The sequence below is a fragment of the Streptomyces sp. R818 genome (assembly GCF_056172735.1).
The window spans coordinates 118,174-133,430 of sequence record NZ_JAOCNE010000003.1; the positions used below are offsets into that span (position 1 = coordinate 118,174).

The window sequence follows — 15,257 nt, forward strand, 5'->3', positions numbered from 1 at the left end:
GCGATCAGGGCGCTACCGAAAGGTACCGTCCCCGGCCGCCGTTGTGTGAACGGCCGGGGCGGTCGCAACGTGCCCTGCGCGCAACCGGCGCGGTTATTCGGCCACTTCGCCGTAGGCGGCGAGGAGGACGGCCGGGTCCGGGCCCTCCAGGACGGTGGGCTTGCCGAGGCCGTCGAGGACGATGAAGCGCAGCAGGTCGCCGCGGGACTTCTTGTCGACCTTCATGTTCTCCAGGAGCTTGGGCCACTGGTCATGGCGGTAGCTCAGCGGGAGGCCGACGGACTCCAGGACGGCACGGTGCCGGTCGGCGGTCGCGTCGTCCAGGCGCCCCGCGAGGCGGCCGAGTTCGGCGGCGAAGAGCATGCCGACGGAGACGGCCGCGCCGTGGCGCCACTTGTAGCGCTCGTTCTTCTCGATGGCGTGCCCGAGGGTGTGCCCGTAGTTGAGGATCTCGCGCAGGCCCGACTCCTTCAGGTCGCTGGAGACGACCTCGGCCTTGACCTTGATGGAGCGCTCGATCAGCTCGGCGGTGTGCGGGCCCGCCGGGGTGCGCGCCGCCTGCGGGTCCTCCTCGATCAGCTCCAGGATCCGCTCGTCGGCGATGAACCCGGCCTTGATGATCTCGGCGAGCCCGGACACGTAGTCGTGGACCGGGAGGGAGTCGAGGGCGGCGAGGTCGCAGAGCACGCCGACCGGCGGGTGGAAGGCGCCGACGAGGTTCTTGCCCTCGGCGGTGTTGATGCCGGTCTTGCCGCCGACCGCCGCGTCCACCATGGCGAGCACGGTGGTGGGGACGGCGATCCAGCGCACGCCGCGCAGCCAGGTCGCCGCGACGAACCCGGCGAGGTCGGTGGTGGCGCCGCCGCCGACGCCGATGACGACGTCGGAGCGGGTGAAGTGGGACTGCCCGAGCGCCTTCCAGCAGTAGGCGGCGACCTCGGCGGTCTTGGCCTCCTCGGCGTTGGGCACCTGGATGGCGACGGCCTCGTAGCCCTGCTCGGCGAGGTCGGCGCGGAGCGCGTCGCCGGTGCCGGCCAGCGCCTCCGGGTGGATGACGGCGACCCGCTTGGCCCGGTCACCGATCAACGAGCCGAGTTCGCCGAGGAGTTGGCGGCCGATCAGGACCTCGTACGGGTCGGCGCCGGCCGTGCCGCCGACCTGGATCCGGGTCACTTCGTCAGTCATGCCTGCTTCAACTCCAGTGCGTCGAGGACGGCCTCGGCGACCTCCTCGGGGTCACGGCCGTCGGTGGCCACGACGACCGCGGCCACCTCGGTGTACAGATGGCGCCGCGCCTCCATCAGCTCGCGCCACTGCTTGCGCGGGTTGACGGCGAGCAGCGGCCGGGCCACGTTCAGGCCGGTCCGCTTGGCGGCCTCCTCGACGTCCATCGAGAGGTAGACGACGGGGTGCCCGGCGAGCAGCGCGCGCGTGCCGTCGTCGAGGATCGCGCCGCCGCCCAGGGCGAGGACGCCGCTGTGCTCGGCGAGCGCGGCCGCGACGGCGGCCTTCTCCAGGGCGCGGAAGTGCGCCTCGCCCTCGTCGACGAAGATGTCGGCGATGGCGCGGCCCTGCGCGGCCACGATGTCGTCGTCGGTGTCACGGAAGGCGGTGCCGAGCCGCTCGGCGAGCAGTCCGCCCACCGTCGACTTGCCCACGCCCATCGGACCGACGAGGACGACGGTCGGGCCGCTCACCGGATCTGCAGGTTGTCGAGGTAGGACGTCACGTTGCGGCGCGTCTCGGTGACGCTGTCGCCGCCGAACTTCTCGGCCACCGCGTCCGCGAGGACGAGCGCGACCATCGCCTCGGCGACGATCCCGGCCGCGGGCACCGCGGAGACGTCGGAGCGCTGGTGGTGGGCCTGCGTGGCCTCACCGGTCGCCACGTCGACGGTCTTCAGGGCGCGCGGCACGGTCGCGATCGGCTTCATCGCGGCGCGCACCCGAAGGAGTTCGCCGGTGGACAGGCCGCCCTCGGTGCCGCCCGCGCGGCCGGAGACGCGGCGGATGCCCTCGTCGGTCCTCACGATCTCGTCGTGCGCCTTGGAGCCCGGCACGCGCGCGAGGTCGAAGCCGTCACCGATCTCGACGCCCTTGATGGCCTGGATGCCCATGAGCGCACCGGCGAGGCGGGCGTCGAGCTTGCGGTCCCAGTGCACGTGCGAGCCGAGGCCCACCGGCACGCCGTAGGCGAGGACCTCGACGACGCCACCGAGGGTGTCGCCGTCCTTGTGGGCCTGGTCGACCTCGGCCACCATCGCCTTGGAGGCGTCTGCGTCGAGGCAGCGCAGCGGGTCGGCGTCCAGCTTCTCCACATCGGCCGGGGTTGGGTACACGCCCTGCGGCGCCTTCACCGAGCACAGCTCCACGACGTGGGAGACGATCTCGATCCCGGCCGTCTCCTTCAGGTACGACCGGGCGATCGCGCCGAGCGCGACCCGTGCGGCGGTCTCGCGCGCGGAGGCCCGCTCCAGGATCGGCCGCGCCTCGTCGAACCCGTACTTCTGCATGCCCGCGAGGTCCGCGTGGCCGGGCCGGGGCCGGGTCAGCGGCGCGTTGCGCGCGAGGCCCGCGAGGACCTCGGGGTCGACCGGGTCGGCCGCCATGACCTGTTCCCACTTGGGCCACTCGGTGTTGCCGACCATCACCGCGACCGGCGAACCGAGGGACAGGCCGTGCCGGACACCGCCCAGGAACGTGATCTCGTCCTGCTCGAACTTCATCCGCGCGCCGCGCCCATAACCGAGCCGCCGCCTGGCCAGGTGGTCCGCCACCAGCTCCGTGGTGATCGGAACGCCGGCGGGAAGCCCCTCCAGCGTCGCGACAAGTGCGGGTCCGTGCGACTCCCCCGCGGTCAGCCAGCGCAACCTGCTCAACGGTGCTCCTCATGCTCGCGCTCTGCGTTACGGCTCACAGGGCGGGCACCGAGCGCGGCCCGGCCCGACCGTGTGTTCCCGAATCCTCCCATGCCGCGCCGACACGCCGTCGCCCTGTCCGTCCTCCGGACCGGGTACGGCGACGTCAGCCGAGCGCGCGCAGGCCCGCCTCGCGCATGGCGGCGAGCACGGGCCGCGTCTCGCCCGTGAACTGCTCGAACTGGAAGACCGCCTGGTGCACGAGGAGGTCGAGGCCGCTGAGCACGGCGCCGCCGCGCTGCTGCCAGGCCGCCGCGAGCGGGGTCGGCCAGGGGTCGTAGACCACGTCGAACAGCGTGCCCACGCGCGCGGGCAGCTTCTCCGTGAGGTGGTCGGTGCCGCCCTTGGGTGTCGTGGAGATCACGAGCGGGGCCTCGAACGCGTCCGCCGCGCCGGACCAGTCGGCGGTGCGCACCGCGACACCGAGCCGCTCGCCCCAGCCGCGCATCTCCTCGGCCCGCCGCTCACTGCGGACGTAGGCGACGACCTCGCCCGAGCAGATCCGGGAGAGCGCGGCGAGCGCGGAGGACGCGGTGGCGCCCGCGCCCAGGATCGCCGCCGAGGGGACCTTGTCGACGCCCTGCTCGTGCAGCGCGGCGACGAGCCCGGGGATGTCGGTGTTGTCGCCGGTCCTGCGCCCGTCGGCGTGGAGGACGACGGTGTTCACGGCCTCGACGGACGCCGCCGTGTCCGTGATGCCGTCGAGCAGGGGTATGACGGCCCGCTTGAGCGGCATGGTCAGCGAGAGCCCGGCCCACTCGGGCCCGAGCCCGGAGAGGAACTCCGCGAGCCCGGCCTCGTCGACGTCGAAGCGGCCGTAGGTCCATTGCTCCAGGCCGAGCGCCTCGTACGCCGCGGTGTGCAGGTGCGGGGAGAGCGAGTGGGCGATGGGCGAGCCGAGGACGGCCGCCTTGCGCGGGTCAGTTGTTCTGGCTGGCATTGAACTTGTCCAAGAGCCTCTGGAACTCGGCATGGGTCTTCGCGAACTCCGTCTTGTCCATGCCGTCGGTGGCGACGAAGTACATCCAGCCGTCCTTCGTCGGGCTGAGTGTCGCGGCGAACGCCTCGTCGCCCGGGTTGTCGATCGGCCCCGGCGGCAGGCCCTTGTTCGTATAGGTGTTGTACGGGTCCTTGTCCTTGTTGATCTCGGACGTCCCGATATTGATCTTGCTCTGGTTCTTCAGGTAGTTGTACGTCGAGTCGAACTGCAGGAGCTGGTTGGTCTCCGTGTTCGTCGGCTTGAGGCGGTTGTAGACCACCTCGGCCATGCGGCGGAAGTCGTCGTGGGTCTTGCCCTCGGCCTGGACGAGGCTGGCCACGGTGAGGACCTGCCAGGGATCTTCGAGGCCGAGGCTCTTCGCCTTCCCCTCCAGATCCAGCTTCTGGTAGCGGTCACTGGCCTGTTCGACCATCTGCTTCAGCACTTCCTCGGGCTTCATGCCCTTGGCGGCCGCGTAGCGCGACGGGAAGAGGAAGCCCTCCAGCGGGTCCTTCACATCGGCGTGGTTCAGCGCCCAGTCCGGCAGGCCGAGGTTCTTGTACTCGCTCTTCGCGACCTTCGCCGTGGTGCCCTTGGCCAGCTTGAGCTTCTCGTCGATCTTCTCGTAGACGACGATGTTGCGCATGCCCTCGGAGATGATCAGGTTCGCCTGGCCCTTGGGGCTGAGCATCAGGTCGACGGCGCTCGCCGCCGACATCTCCTTCTGCAGCAGATAGGCGCCGGCCTGGATCGACTCGCCCTTGGGGTCGTTCGACTGCGCGGCGACGAACGCGTCGACGCTCTGCACGACCCCCGCTTCCTTGAGCTCCTGGCCGATGGCGTAACCGCCCGCGCCCTTGGGGATCACGACGGTGACCGTCTCGCCATTGCCCTCGCCCGCGTAGTCCGGGGCCGCGCCGAAACGGTCCTGGTAGAACTGGTAGCCGAAATAGCCGACGCCGCCGACACCGGCCGCGAAGATCACGGTCAGGACGAGGCAGGCGCAGCCGCTGCGGCGCTTCTTCGGCTTCTTCTCGCCGCGGCCCCGGCGCTCGCCCCGGCTCGCGGACGCGTCGTCCTCGTCGTACTCGTCGTCGTCACCGCCGCTGAAGAACGCGTGCTCGCCCTGGTCGGGGCCCGCGTCCCACTCCGTCTCCTCCGGCGCGGCCCCGGGCGCGCGGCGGCGCCCCGGCGGCTCGGGCGGCGGATAGGCGCCGGGTGTGTCGTAGTAGTCGGGCTGCTCTCCGCCGAAGGCAGCGCTACGCCCGGTGTTGTAGGGGTCCGTCGGGTCGGCGACGTAGGGTGCCTGGCCCTGCGCGGCGCTGGGGTCCCAGCCCTGCTGCTGCTGTCCGCCGTACGCCTGCTGCCCGTAGCCGGGGTCCTGGCCGTAGCCCTGGTCCTGCGGATAGCCGTATCCGGCGTCCTGTCCGTACCCCTGCTGCCGCGGCGGCTGCGGATATCCGGCGTCCTGGCCGTAACCGGGCTGGTGACCGTGCTGGTGGTGCTGTCCCTGCTGACCCGTCGCCCAGTCGCCGTCGTACGACTGCTGTTGCGGCTGCTGCGGGTCGTAACCGCCCTGGCCGCCGTAGGCAGGCTGGCCGTGTCCGGCCTGCTGCCCCCACCCCTGGTCCCCGTACAGGGGATCCTCGGGGTGCCACGGTTCGGAGCCTTGGCCCCGGCCATACTCAGTCATCGATCCCCTACAAGCCGCGAGGCGGGGGAATCCAGGTCCGATCCCGAGTCCGATCGGTCACGAGGGAAACCGTTCCGCCTCTTGATGCTGTGCGGCAGCTGTTCGAACGCCGCCGCTCGCGCGGAACGTTACCGTATCGCGATCAGACAACCACTTCGACGCCCTCGCCCGGAGCAGTTCCTGACGCCCGTTCGGACTCCAGGGCCTGCTGCAGGATGATGACCGCGGCCGCCTGGTCGATGACAGAGCGGCCTTTCTTGGACTTCACGCCCGAGGCGCGCAGCCCCTGGCTCGCCGTGACTGTGGTCATCCTCTCGTCGACAAGTCGTACGGGGACGGGCGCGATGCCCCGCGCGAGCTCGGCCGTGAAGGCGCGGACCTTGGTGGCCGCCGGGCCCTCGCCCCCTTGAGGGAGCGGGGCAGTCCGACGACGACCTCGATCGGCTCGTACTCCTCGACGAGCGCGCGCAGCCGCCGGTGGGCGGCCGGGACGTCGCGCCCCGGCACCGTCTCGACGGGGGTGGCGAGGATCCCGTCGGGGTCGCAGGACGCGACCCCGATCCGGGCGTCCCCGACGTCGATCGCCAGCCGGCGGCCTCTGCGCATCAGTTGGCCGTCTCGCCGACGAGGCGCTCGACGGCGTCGATGGCGTCGCCGATCGCGGCCGCGTTCTGCCCGCCGCCCTGGGCGACGTCCGGCTTGCCGCCGCCACCGCCGCCGAGCGTCTTGGCGGCGGTGCGGACCAGGTCACCGGCCTTGAGGCCGCGGTCGCGCGCGGCGTCGTTGGTGGCGATGACCGTGAGCGGCTTGCCGTTGACCGTGGTGAACAGAGCGACGACCGCGGCGCGGCCGCCCTGGATGCGGCCCCGCACGTCGAGGACCAGCTTGCGCAGGTCGTCGGCGGTGGTGCCGTCCGGGACCTGGCCGGTGACGAGCGCGACACCGCGGACGTCCTTGGCGGAGTCGGCGAGCCCGCCCGCGGCCTGGAGGACCTTCTCCGCGCGGAACTTCTCGATCTCCTTCTCGGCGTCCTTCAGCTTGCCGAGCATCGCGGAGATCTTCTCCGGCAGCTCCTCGCTGCGGCCCTTGACCAGCTCCTGGAGCTGGGCGACGACCGTGTGCTCCTTGGCGAGGAAGTTGTACGCGTCGACGCCGACGAGCGCCTCGATGCGGCGCACGCCCGAGCCGATGGACGACTCACCGAGCAGCTTGACCAGGCCGAGCTGGGCGGTGTTGTGCACGTGCGTGCCGCCGCACAGCTCCTTGGAGAAGTCGCCGATGGTGACGACGCGGACGCGCTCGCCGTACTTCTCGCCGAACTCGGCGATGGCGCCCTGCTTCTTCGCGTCGTCGATCGACATGACCTCGGCCTGCACGTCGAGCTCGCGCGCCAGGACCTCGTTGATCTTCTGCTCGACGTCCGTCATCACGGCCGTGGGCACGGCGGACGGCGAACCGAAGTCGAAGCGGAAGCGGCCCGGCTGGTTCTCCGAACCGGCCTGGGCGGCCGTCGGGCCGAGCGCGTCGCGCAGCGCCTGGTGGGTCAGGTGCGTCGCGGAGTGGGCGCGGGCGATGGCCCGGCGCCGCGTCACGTCGATGACGGCCTGCGCCGGGGCACCGACCGTGACCTCACCGACCTGGACGACACCCTTGTGGACGTAGACGCCCGGGACCGGCTTCTGGCAGTCGCGGATCTCGATGACGGCGCCGCTGTCCAGCTTGATGCGGCCGGTGTCGCCGATCTGGCCGCCGCCCTCGGCGTAGAACGGGGTGCGGTCGAGGACGACCTCGACCTCGTCGCCCTCGGTGGCGGCGGGCGAGGAGACGCCGTTGACCAGGAGGCCCACGATGGTCGACTCGCCGGTCGTCGAGGAGTAGCCGATGAAGTCCGTGGCACCGGCGGCGTCCGCGATCTCGCGGTAGGCGCCCATGTCGGCATGGCCGGTCTTCTTGGCCTGCGCGTCGGCCTTGGCCCGCTCGCGCTGCTCCTTCATCAGGCGCCGGAAGCCGTCCTCGTCCACGGACAGGCCCTGCTCGGCGGCCATCTCCAGGGTGAGGTCGATCGGGAAGCCCCAGGTGTCGTGGAGCAGGAACGCCTGGTCACCGGCGAGAACCGACTTGCCGGCGGCCTTCGTCTCGGCGACGGCGGTGTCGAGGATGTTCGTGCCGCCCTTGAGCGCCTTGAGGAACGCGGCCTCCTCGGCGAGCGCGACCGTCTCGATGCGCTTGCGGTCGGTGACCAGCTCCGGGTACTGCAGACCCATCGTGTCGATGACGACGCCGATCAGGTCGTTCACGACCGGGCCCGTGGCGCCGAGGAGACGCATGTTGCGGATCGCGCGGCGCATGATGCGGCGCAGGACGTACCCGCGGCCCTCGTTGCCCGGCGTCACACCGTCGCCGATGAGCATGGCGGAGGTGCGGATGTGGTCGGCGACGACGCGCAGGGAGACGTCCGTGTCGTGCTTGGCTCCGTAGCGGACACCGGTCAGCTCGGTGGCCTTGTCCATGACGACGCGCAGGGTGTCGGTCTCGTACATGTTCTGTACGCCCTGGAGGATCATGGCGAGACGCTCAAGACCCAGACCGGTGTCGATGTTCTGCGACGGCAGGTCGCCGAGGATCTCGAAGTCGTCCTTGCCGGTGCCCGCACCGCGCTCGTACTGCATGAAGACCAGGTTCCAGATCTCCACGTAGCGCTCGTCGTTGACCGCAGGGCCGCCCTCTTCGCCGAACTCGGGGCCGCGGTCGTAGTTGATCTCGGAGCAGGGGCCGCAGGGTCCGGGGACGCCCATGGACCAGAAGTTGTCCTTCTTGCCCAGGCGCTGGATGCGCTCCTTCGGCACGCCGACGACCTCGTGCCAGATCCGCTCGGCCTCGTCGTCGTCGAGGTAGACGGTGATCCAGAGCTTCTCCGGCTCCAGGCCGTAGCCACCCTTGTCCTGAGGAGTCGTGAGCAACTCCCAGGCGTACTTGATGGCGCCTTCCTTGAAGTAGTCGCCGAAGGAGAAGTTGCCGCACATCTGGAAGAACGTGCCGTGGCGCGTGGTCTTGCCGACCTCTTCGATGTCCGGCGTACGCACGCACTTCTGCACGCTGGTGGCGCGCGGCGCGGGCGGCTTGACCTCACCCAGGAAGTACGGCTTGAAGGGGACCATGCCCGCCGGGACGAGCAGCAGAGTCGGGTCGTCCGCGATGAGCGACGCCGAGGGCACGACCTTGTGGCCACGCTCCTCGAAGAAGCTCAGCCAGCGGCGACGGATTTCTGCCGACTCCATCAGTGGTCCTCATTCCGGTTGGTGTAGTGCGTGTTCTCTAGGGATTTGGGTGCTGCCCCGGCGCGCTTGTCGAGGATCGTGAAGCGGCGCTCGGGCAGTTCGTCCGCGGCCGGCCCGGTCAGGCCGAGCGCGTCGCCGAGCTCGGCCTCGCGGTCGGCCATGTTGGCGCGGACGTCGAGTGCGAAGTCCTTGAGCCGGTGGCCGGTCTCGACCGCCTTGTTGGCGGCCTGGACGGCGAGGTTCTCCGGCGACAGCTGCTTGAGCTTGCGGTTGACCTTGGTGGTGGCCCACACACCGGCGGCGGCGCCCGTGGTGAACCAGAACGTACGACGGAACATCGCTCGGGTCAGTCCCTCTTATTCCGGTCGGCCCGCCGGGAACGGCGCGCCCCGGGTACCGGGCGCCCCACGATCACGGTGCGGCGGGCCTGCTTGACGGGGGCGTCCTTGGTGCGCCCCCCGATGGCCCGGCGTACCCCGTATCCGAACGCGGCCACCTTCACGAGCGGACCGCCGAACGTCGAGGCCACCGTGGAGGAGAGCGCCGACGCGTTCGACGTGACCTCCTGGACGTCCGAGGCGATGGCGTCCACCCTGTCGATCTGGGTCTGCGCCGAGCGCACCGCGGTGGAGGCGTCGGCAAGGAGCGGGACGGCCTGGTCGGTCACGTCCGCGACCAGCTTGGTGGTCGCCCTGAGCGTCTGGGCCAGCCTCGCGAGGGCCACCGCGAGGAAGGAGACCAGGATCGCCCAGAAGACAGCCACCAGGATCCCGGCCACCTCTCCACCGGACACTCGGCACCGCTCCCTAGTCGTCGTCGGACATCGTCGTCGCCGAACGATCGTCGTCGTCCGTCATCGAAAAGTCGTCCCCCGAGCCTATCGCGCCCCGCGCCGCACTCCGTACCGCATTCCGGCGGCGCACGGGGCCGTTTCGGCACATGCGATTGTACGGAACGCGTACGGATGGGTACGCTCCGTACCTCATGCGACGCCTTCCGCGCCCCGACGACCTGTCCGCCGCGCCTCCGCGCCCCGGCAACCTGCCTCCCGAGATGAACCGATTCGTCGGCCGCGCGGCCGAACTCGGCGCCCTGCGCGAGACCTTGGAGGCCGCGCGCCTGGTGACGGTCACCGGCGCGGGCGGCGTCGGCAAGTCCCGCTTCGCCGCGCACGTCGCGGCCCGCACGCCCGAGCGGCTGCGCGAGGACGGCGTGTGGCGCGTGGAACTGGCCGCGGTCCGCGACCCCGATCTGGTCGAGTACACGCTCGTCGAGGCGCTCGGCCTCACCGACCACACCACCCGGGCGCCGCGCCGCGTCCTCGTCGACCACCTCGCCGAGCGCCGCCTCCTGCTCGTCGTCGACGGCTACGAACACCTCGTGGACGCCTGCGCCTCGCTCGTCCGGGATCTGCTGCGGGCCGCGCCCGGCCTGCGGGTCCTCGCGGTGGGCCGCAGGCCGCTGGCGCTGGAAGGCGAGCACCTGTTCCCGCTGGCGCCGCTGACGCCGCAGGACGCGGTGGAGCTGTTCACGGACCGGGCGCGGGCCCTGCTGCCCGGCTTCACCCTCGACGAAGGGCAGGGCGCCGACGTCCTGGAGGTGTGCCGGCGCCTGGACTGCCTGCCGCTCGCGGTGGAGCTGGCGGCCGGACGCCTTCGGGCGCTCTCCGCCGCGCAGCTCATGGAGCGGCTCGACGACCGGTTCAGGCTGCTCACGGGCGGCTGCCGGGACGCGCTGCCGCGCCACCAGACGCTGCGCACGGCGATCGGCTGGAGCCACGAGCTGTGCACGGCGCAGGAGCGGCTGCTGTGGGCGCGGCTCTCCGTCTTCGCCGGCCAGTTCGACCTGGAGGCGGCCGAGTACATCTGCTCCGGCGAGGGGCTCCCCGCGGAAACGGTCCTGGACGCGCTGCACGAGCTGCTCACCCAGTCCGTGGTGATCCGCGAGGAGTCACGGGCCGGGGTGCGCTACCGGATCCTCGACACGGTGCGCGCGTACGGCGCCGAGTGGCTGGAGCAGATCGGGGACGCGGGCCGGATGCGCCGCCGCCACCGCGACTGGTACCTGGGCCTCGCCACCTGGTGCGAGCTGGACTGGTTCTCGCCCCGGCAGAGCGAGGTGGCGGCCCGCGTCGACGTGGAGCTGCCGAACCTGCGGGCGGCCCTGGAGTTCTGCCTCACCGAGCCCGGCGAGACGCACCTCGGGCAGTACCTGGCGAGCACGCTGTGGTTCTACTGGGCGGGGTGCGGGCGGCTCATGGAGGGGCGGCACTGGCTGGACCGCAGCATCGATCTCGACGACCCGGCCGACGGCGACGACCTCCCGGACTACGGCCCCTCCCGCCTGAAGGCGCTGTGGGTGCTGGGTTACGTGGCGGTCCTCCAGGGCGACACCGTGCCCGCGCTCGCGGCGCTCCAGGAGTGCCACGACGAGGCCGAGCACCGCGGCGACCCGACGGCGCTCGCCTACGCGATGCACCGCACCGGCTGCCTCGCCCTGATCTCCGACGACCTGCCGCGCGCCGAGCGGCTGCTGCGGGCGGCGCTCTCCAGTTACCGCGAGATCGGCGAGCTGAACAGCAATGTCCTGATGGGCCAGGTCGAGCTGGCGATGGCGGTGGCCTTCCAGGGCGATCTGGAGCAGGCGGTGGCGCTGTGCGAGGACGTCCGGCAGGTGTGCACGGACCACGGTGAGCGCTGGACCCTGTCGTACGCGCTCTACGTCCTGGCCTACGAGGCGTGGCACAAGGGCGATCTGCCGCGGGCCCGGCAGCTCCTGGAGGAGTGCCTCGCCATCGACCACGAGTTCCACGACCTGCTCGGCACGGTGCTCTCGATGGAGCTGCTCGCGCTGGTCACCCTCGGGGAGGGGGACGCCGCCGAGGCGGCGGTCCTTCAGGGCGCGGCGGGCGGCATCTGGCCGTCGGTCGGCCTTCCGCTGTTCGGCTCGGACCACTACAACGAGCCGCACCGGCTGTGCGAGACCCGGGCCCGCGCGGCCCTGGGCGATGTCCGCTTCGACGAGCTGGCACGGGCGGGCGAGCGGCTCGGCCACGACGAGGCCGTGGCCCGCGCACTCGGCCAGGGCGAGCGCAAGCGGCTCGCGGCCACAGTGCGGCCCGCGCTCGCCAAGGTCCTGGAAAAGCGAGAACCCGCCGCCTCCCCGTACGTGAACGACGGGGAGGCGACGGGCTGAAACGCAGGGTGAGCTACGTCCGCCGGTCGGTCAGCGGGCGTAGTACTCGACGACGAGCTGCTCGTCGCAGATCACGGGGATCTCCTTGCGGTTCGGGTCACGGTCCAGGCGGAAGGCCAGGGCCTTCAGGTTGACCTGGAGGTAACGCGGGGTCTCGCCGTCGGCGGCGAAGCCACCCTCACGCGCGACCTGGAACAGCGGCTTCTCGCGGCTGCGCTCGCGGACCATCACGACGTCGTCGGGACGGACGCGGAACGACGGCTTGTCGACCTTGCCGCCGTTGACCTCGATGTGGCCGTGGACGACCATCTGACGGGCCTGGTAGATCGTGCGGGCGATGCCCGAACGCAGAACCAGGGCGTCCAGACGACGCTCCAGCTCGATGACCAGGGCCTCGCCGGTCTTGCCCTCGGCCTTCTTGGCGCGGTCGTAGGCGCGGGCCATCTGCTTCTCGCTGATGTCGTACTGCGCGCGCAGACGCTGCTTCTCGAGCAGACGGACCTTGTAGTCCGAGTTCTGCTTGCGGCCGCGGCCGTGCTCGCCCGGCGGGTAGGGGCGGGCCTCGAAGTACTTGACGGCCTTCGGGGTCAGCGCGATGCCGAGGGCACGCGACTTCTTGACCTTGGGGCGGGACTGGTTCGTCATGAACCAAACACCTCATGTTTTTCGATGCGAATACGGCTTCACCAGGGTTCGGGGAGGTCGCATCCGCAGTCCGGGAAACCCTTCCGCGTCACAAGGACGGGCTGGGCAGCCGCTCCCGGGGCTGGGCACGTACGTGCAGCACGCGAGTGGCCCACCGACCTGTTCCCGGAACCGGGGGGTGGTGGGCTGCCCGCGACACCTTCGAGGTGCGCGACGCTCCTGGATCCCCTTGCCTGACGGTGTGGGGGACCCGGCTGGATGCCCCGCTCTGGTGGTGCCGGTCTCCCTTTCGGGACACCGGGCGCGGGACGCAGCACTTCGGACGAGTCTACCGGACGCGGCCGGGGCGGATCACCGGCGGTCGGTCAGGCGCCCGATTCGCCGCGCAGCCGCTCCCTGACCCGCTCCACCACGTCCGCGTACCGGGCCTCCGCGCCGTACCGCGTGGGCTCGTAGTAGCGCCGGCCGGCGATGGCGTCCGGGGCGTACTGCTGGGCCGCGATGCCGCCGGGCACGTCGTGCGGGTACACGTAGCCCTGCGCGTGGCCGAGCTTGGCGGCGCCCTTGTAGTGGCCGTCGCGCAGGTGCGGCGGGACCGGTCCCGCGAGCCCCTTGCGCACGTCCTCCATGGCGGCGCCGATCGCGGTCGTCGCCGCGTTGGACTTCGGGGCCAGGGCGAGGGCGATGGTGGCGTGGCTCAAGGTGAGCGCGGCCTCGGGGAAGCCGATCATGGCGACGGCCTGGGCGGCGGCCACGGCCGTGGGCAGCGCCGTCGGGTCGGCGAGGCCGATGTCCTCGCTGGCGGAGATCATGAGGCGGCGGGCGATGAAGCGCGGGTCCTCGCCCGCCTCGATCATGCGGGCCAGGTAGTGCAGGGCCGCGTCCACGTCCGAGCCGCGGATCGACTTGATCAGGGCGCTCGCCACGTCGTAGTGCTGGTCGCCGTCGCGGTCGTACTTCACCGCCGCGCGGTTGACCGTCTCCTCGACGCTCTCCAGGGTGATCGACGTCTCCCCCTTGTCGAGGGCCGCTCCGGCCGCCGCCTCCAGGGCGGTCAGCGCGCGGCGCGCGTCCCCGCCCGCGACCCGCAGCAGGTGTTCCTCGGCGTCCTCGTCGAGCTCCAGGGCCTCGCCGAGGCCGCGCTCGTCGGCGAGCGCGCGGGCGAGCAGGCCGCGCAGGTCGTCGTCGGTGAGCGGTTCCAGGGTGAGCAGGAGGGAGCGGGACAGGAGCGGGGAGATCACCGAGAAGTACGGGTTCTCCGTCGTCGCCGCGATCAGGGTCACCCAGCGGTTCTCCACGGCGGGGAGCAGGGAGTCCTGCTGGGCCTTGCTGAAGCGGTGGATCTCGTCGAGGAAGAGGACGGTCTCCTTGCCGTGGCCGCCCATCGCGCGCCGGGCGCCCTCGATGACGGCGCGGACCTCCTTGACGCCCGCGGTGATCGCGGACAGCTCCACGAACCGTTTGTTGGTGGCCTTGGAGACCACGTAGGCGAGGGTCGTCTTGCCGGTGCCGGGCGGGCCCCACAGGATCACCGACGACACCCCGGCCGGGCCCGAGCCGCTCTCGCCGACCAGGCGGCGCAGTGGCGAGCCCTGCTTGAGCAGGTGCTGCTGGCCGACGACCTCGTCGAGGGTGCGCGGGCGCATCCGGACGGCCAGGGGGCTCGCGGACGGGTCCTTCTCCTGGCGGTCTTCGGCTGCGGCGGTGAACAGGTCGGGCTCCACGACGAAAACCCTATGTCACCGCACTGACAACGCGGCGAGCAGCCGTCAGGCCCAGAGCTTGTCGCCCCAGCGCGTGAAGATCAGGACGGCGATGATGCCGATGTGCACGACGGGCAGCGCCCAGGTGAAGTCCGTGAAGAACGACTTGAGCCAGCGCGGGGCCGGCAGGAAGTCGTTGCGGATGTTGAACGACGTCACGTACCAGAACATCAGGATCGTGGCGACCCAGGCGAGGGAGCACCACAGGCACAGCGCGTTGATCCGGTACAGGGACTGGAACTGCAGCCAGGTGACGAAGCCGACGCCGAAGAGGCAGCCCGCGTTGAAGGTCAGCCAGTACCAGCGCGGGAAGCGGGCCCCGGCGAGCAGGCTCACGCCGACGCAGATGACGATGCCGTAGGTGACCAGGCCGAGCATCGGGTTCGGGAAGCCGAAGACCGACGCCTGGTCGCTCTTCATGATGGAGCCGCAGGAGATGACCGGGTTGATGGAGCAGCCCGGCGTGAAGTTCGGGTCCTCGAGCAGCTTGAACTTGTCGAGCGTGATGACCCACGCGGCGAGCACGCCCGCCGCCCCGGTGATCACCAGGAGCAGCGCGAGGGCGCGGCTGCCGCCGACCGAGCGCGGGGCGGCCACGGCGCCGCTGTCGTGGGAGACGCTGTCGCTTGCTGTGGCGGTCCTGGTCGTCTTGCTCATCACGCCGATCCGTAGGTGAGGGGTGGGCCTCGGGCAGGGTCATTGTGCCGTACGGGGGCCGCTGTTCACCGTTCGATCGGCATAAGCACCGCTACGGGGGCGGGACCCGAGGCGCGTGCCTCGGACCCCG

At 71.2% G+C, this 15,257-nt stretch carries 12 protein-coding genes and 1 pseudogene; 1 reads left to right on the forward strand and 12 read right to left on the reverse strand.

Going from position 1 to position 15,257, the window contains the following annotated elements:
• Positions 1 to 93 precede the first annotated feature (93 nt).
• The 9 genes and pseudogenes from aroB to N5I75_RS05665 all read right to left on the reverse strand — a co-directional run bounded on the left by aroB (position 94) and on the right by N5I75_RS05665 (position 9,660).
• Complete coding sequence (gene aroB / locus N5I75_RS05625; protein ID WP_476674940.1) at positions 94 to 1,185, reverse strand: 3-dehydroquinate synthase; 1,092 nt, start codon at positions 1,183 to 1,185, stop codon at positions 94 to 96.
• Complete coding sequence (locus N5I75_RS05630; RefSeq protein WP_476674942.1) at positions 1,182 to 1,697, reverse strand: shikimate kinase; 516 nt, start codon at positions 1,695 to 1,697, stop codon at positions 1,182 to 1,184. The genes aroB and N5I75_RS05630 overlap by 4 nt, the downstream gene beginning before the upstream one ends.
• The gene (aroC, locus tag N5I75_RS05635) at positions 1,694 to 2,878 is read right to left on the reverse strand and encodes a chorismate synthase (protein WP_476674944.1); all 1,185 of its coding nucleotides are present in this window, start codon (positions 2,876 to 2,878) and stop codon (positions 1,694 to 1,696) included. The genes N5I75_RS05630 and aroC overlap by 4 nt, the downstream gene beginning before the upstream one ends.
• Before the next feature lie 145 nt (positions 2,879 to 3,023).
• Positions 3,024 to 3,857 (reverse strand): shikimate dehydrogenase, encoded by an 834-nt coding sequence (locus N5I75_RS05640; protein ID WP_476674946.1) that lies wholly within the window; start codon positions 3,855 to 3,857, stop codon positions 3,024 to 3,026.
• Positions 3,838 to 5,589 carry an endolytic transglycosylase MltG gene (gene mltG / locus N5I75_RS05645; RefSeq protein WP_476674948.1) on the reverse strand — a complete coding sequence of 584 codons (1,752 nt, stop codon included), beginning with the start codon at positions 5,587 to 5,589 and terminating at the stop codon, positions 3,838 to 3,840. Before mltG ends, N5I75_RS05640 begins: the two co-directional genes overlap by 20 nt.
• A 142-nt stretch (positions 5,590 to 5,731) precedes the next feature.
• Positions 5,732 to 6,195: pseudogene (ruvX, locus tag N5I75_RS05650) on the reverse strand (Holliday junction resolvase RuvX).
• Positions 6,195 to 8,867: an alanine--tRNA ligase gene (alaS, locus tag N5I75_RS05655; RefSeq protein WP_476674950.1), complete on the reverse strand. Its 2,673-nt coding sequence runs from the start codon at positions 8,865 to 8,867 to the stop codon at positions 6,195 to 6,197. Before alaS ends, ruvX begins: the two are co-directional and overlap by 1 nt.
• On the reverse strand, positions 8,867 to 9,205 hold the full coding sequence (locus N5I75_RS05660; protein WP_476674952.1) for a DUF6167 family protein: 339 nt from the start codon (positions 9,203 to 9,205) through the stop codon (positions 8,867 to 8,869). The genes alaS and N5I75_RS05660 overlap by 1 nt, the downstream gene beginning before the upstream one ends.
• 8 nt (positions 9,206 to 9,213) lie before the next feature.
• On the reverse strand, positions 9,214 to 9,660 hold the full coding sequence (locus N5I75_RS05665) for a DUF948 domain-containing protein (RefSeq protein ID WP_398204008.1): 447 nt from the start codon (positions 9,658 to 9,660) through the stop codon (positions 9,214 to 9,216).
• Between the two features lie 191 nt (positions 9,661 to 9,851).
• Between N5I75_RS05665 and N5I75_RS05670 the strand changes: the two genes are divergently transcribed.
• Positions 9,852 to 12,062 carry an ATP-binding protein gene (locus tag N5I75_RS05670; RefSeq protein ID WP_476674956.1) on the forward strand — a complete coding sequence of 737 codons (2,211 nt, stop codon included), beginning with the start codon at positions 9,852 to 9,854 and terminating at the stop codon, positions 12,060 to 12,062.
• Positions 12,063 to 12,092: 30 nt separating this feature from the next.
• Here N5I75_RS05670 and rpsD read toward each other — a convergent pair whose 3' ends face one another.
• The 3 genes from rpsD to N5I75_RS05685 form a co-directional block, all read right to left on the reverse strand.
• On the reverse strand, positions 12,093 to 12,707 hold the full coding sequence (gene rpsD, locus N5I75_RS05675; RefSeq protein ID WP_394435526.1) for a 30S ribosomal protein S4: 615 nt from the start codon (positions 12,705 to 12,707) through the stop codon (positions 12,093 to 12,095).
• A 365-nt stretch (positions 12,708 to 13,072) separates the two neighbouring features.
• Positions 13,073 to 14,431 carry a replication-associated recombination protein A gene (locus tag N5I75_RS05680; RefSeq protein ID WP_476674958.1) on the reverse strand — a complete coding sequence of 453 codons (1,359 nt, stop codon included), beginning with the start codon at positions 14,429 to 14,431 and terminating at the stop codon, positions 13,073 to 13,075.
• 45 nt (positions 14,432 to 14,476) lie between these two features.
• Positions 14,477 to 15,127, reverse strand: coding sequence for a vitamin K epoxide reductase family protein (locus tag N5I75_RS05685; protein WP_476674960.1), 651 nt, complete (start codon positions 15,125 to 15,127; stop codon positions 14,477 to 14,479).
• Between the last annotated feature and the right edge of the window lie 130 nt (positions 15,128 to 15,257).

What these genes read in the sequence shown, in the direction of transcription:
- N5I75_RS05685 (WP_476674960.1), bottom strand. Translation starts at nt 15,127, where the DNA reads ATGAGCAAGACGACCAGGACCGCCACAGCAAGCGACAGCGTCTCCCAC.
- N5I75_RS05660 (WP_476674952.1), bottom strand. Translation starts at nt 9,205, where the DNA reads ATGTTCCGTCGTACGTTCTGGTTCACCACGGGCGCCGCCGCCGGTGTG.
- rpsD (WP_394435526.1), bottom strand. Translation starts at nt 12,707, where the DNA reads ATGACGAACCAGTCCCGCCCCAAGGTCAAGAAGTCGCGTGCCCTCGGC.
- mltG (WP_476674948.1), bottom strand. Translation starts at nt 5,589, where the DNA reads ATGACTGAGTATGGCCGGGGCCAAGGCTCCGAACCGTGGCACCCCGAG.
- N5I75_RS05640 (WP_476674946.1), bottom strand. Translation starts at nt 3,857, where the DNA reads ATGCCAGCCAGAACAACTGACCCGCGCAAGGCGGCCGTCCTCGGCTCG.
- aroB (WP_476674940.1), bottom strand. Translation starts at nt 1,185, where the DNA reads ATGACTGACGAAGTGACCCGGATCCAGGTCGGCGGCACGGCCGGCGCC.
- N5I75_RS05670 (WP_476674956.1), top strand. Translation starts at nt 9,852, where the DNA reads ATGCGACGCCTTCCGCGCCCCGACGACCTGTCCGCCGCGCCTCCGCGC.
- alaS (WP_476674950.1), bottom strand. Translation starts at nt 8,867, where the DNA reads ATGGAGTCGGCAGAAATCCGTCGCCGCTGGCTGAGCTTCTTCGAGGAG.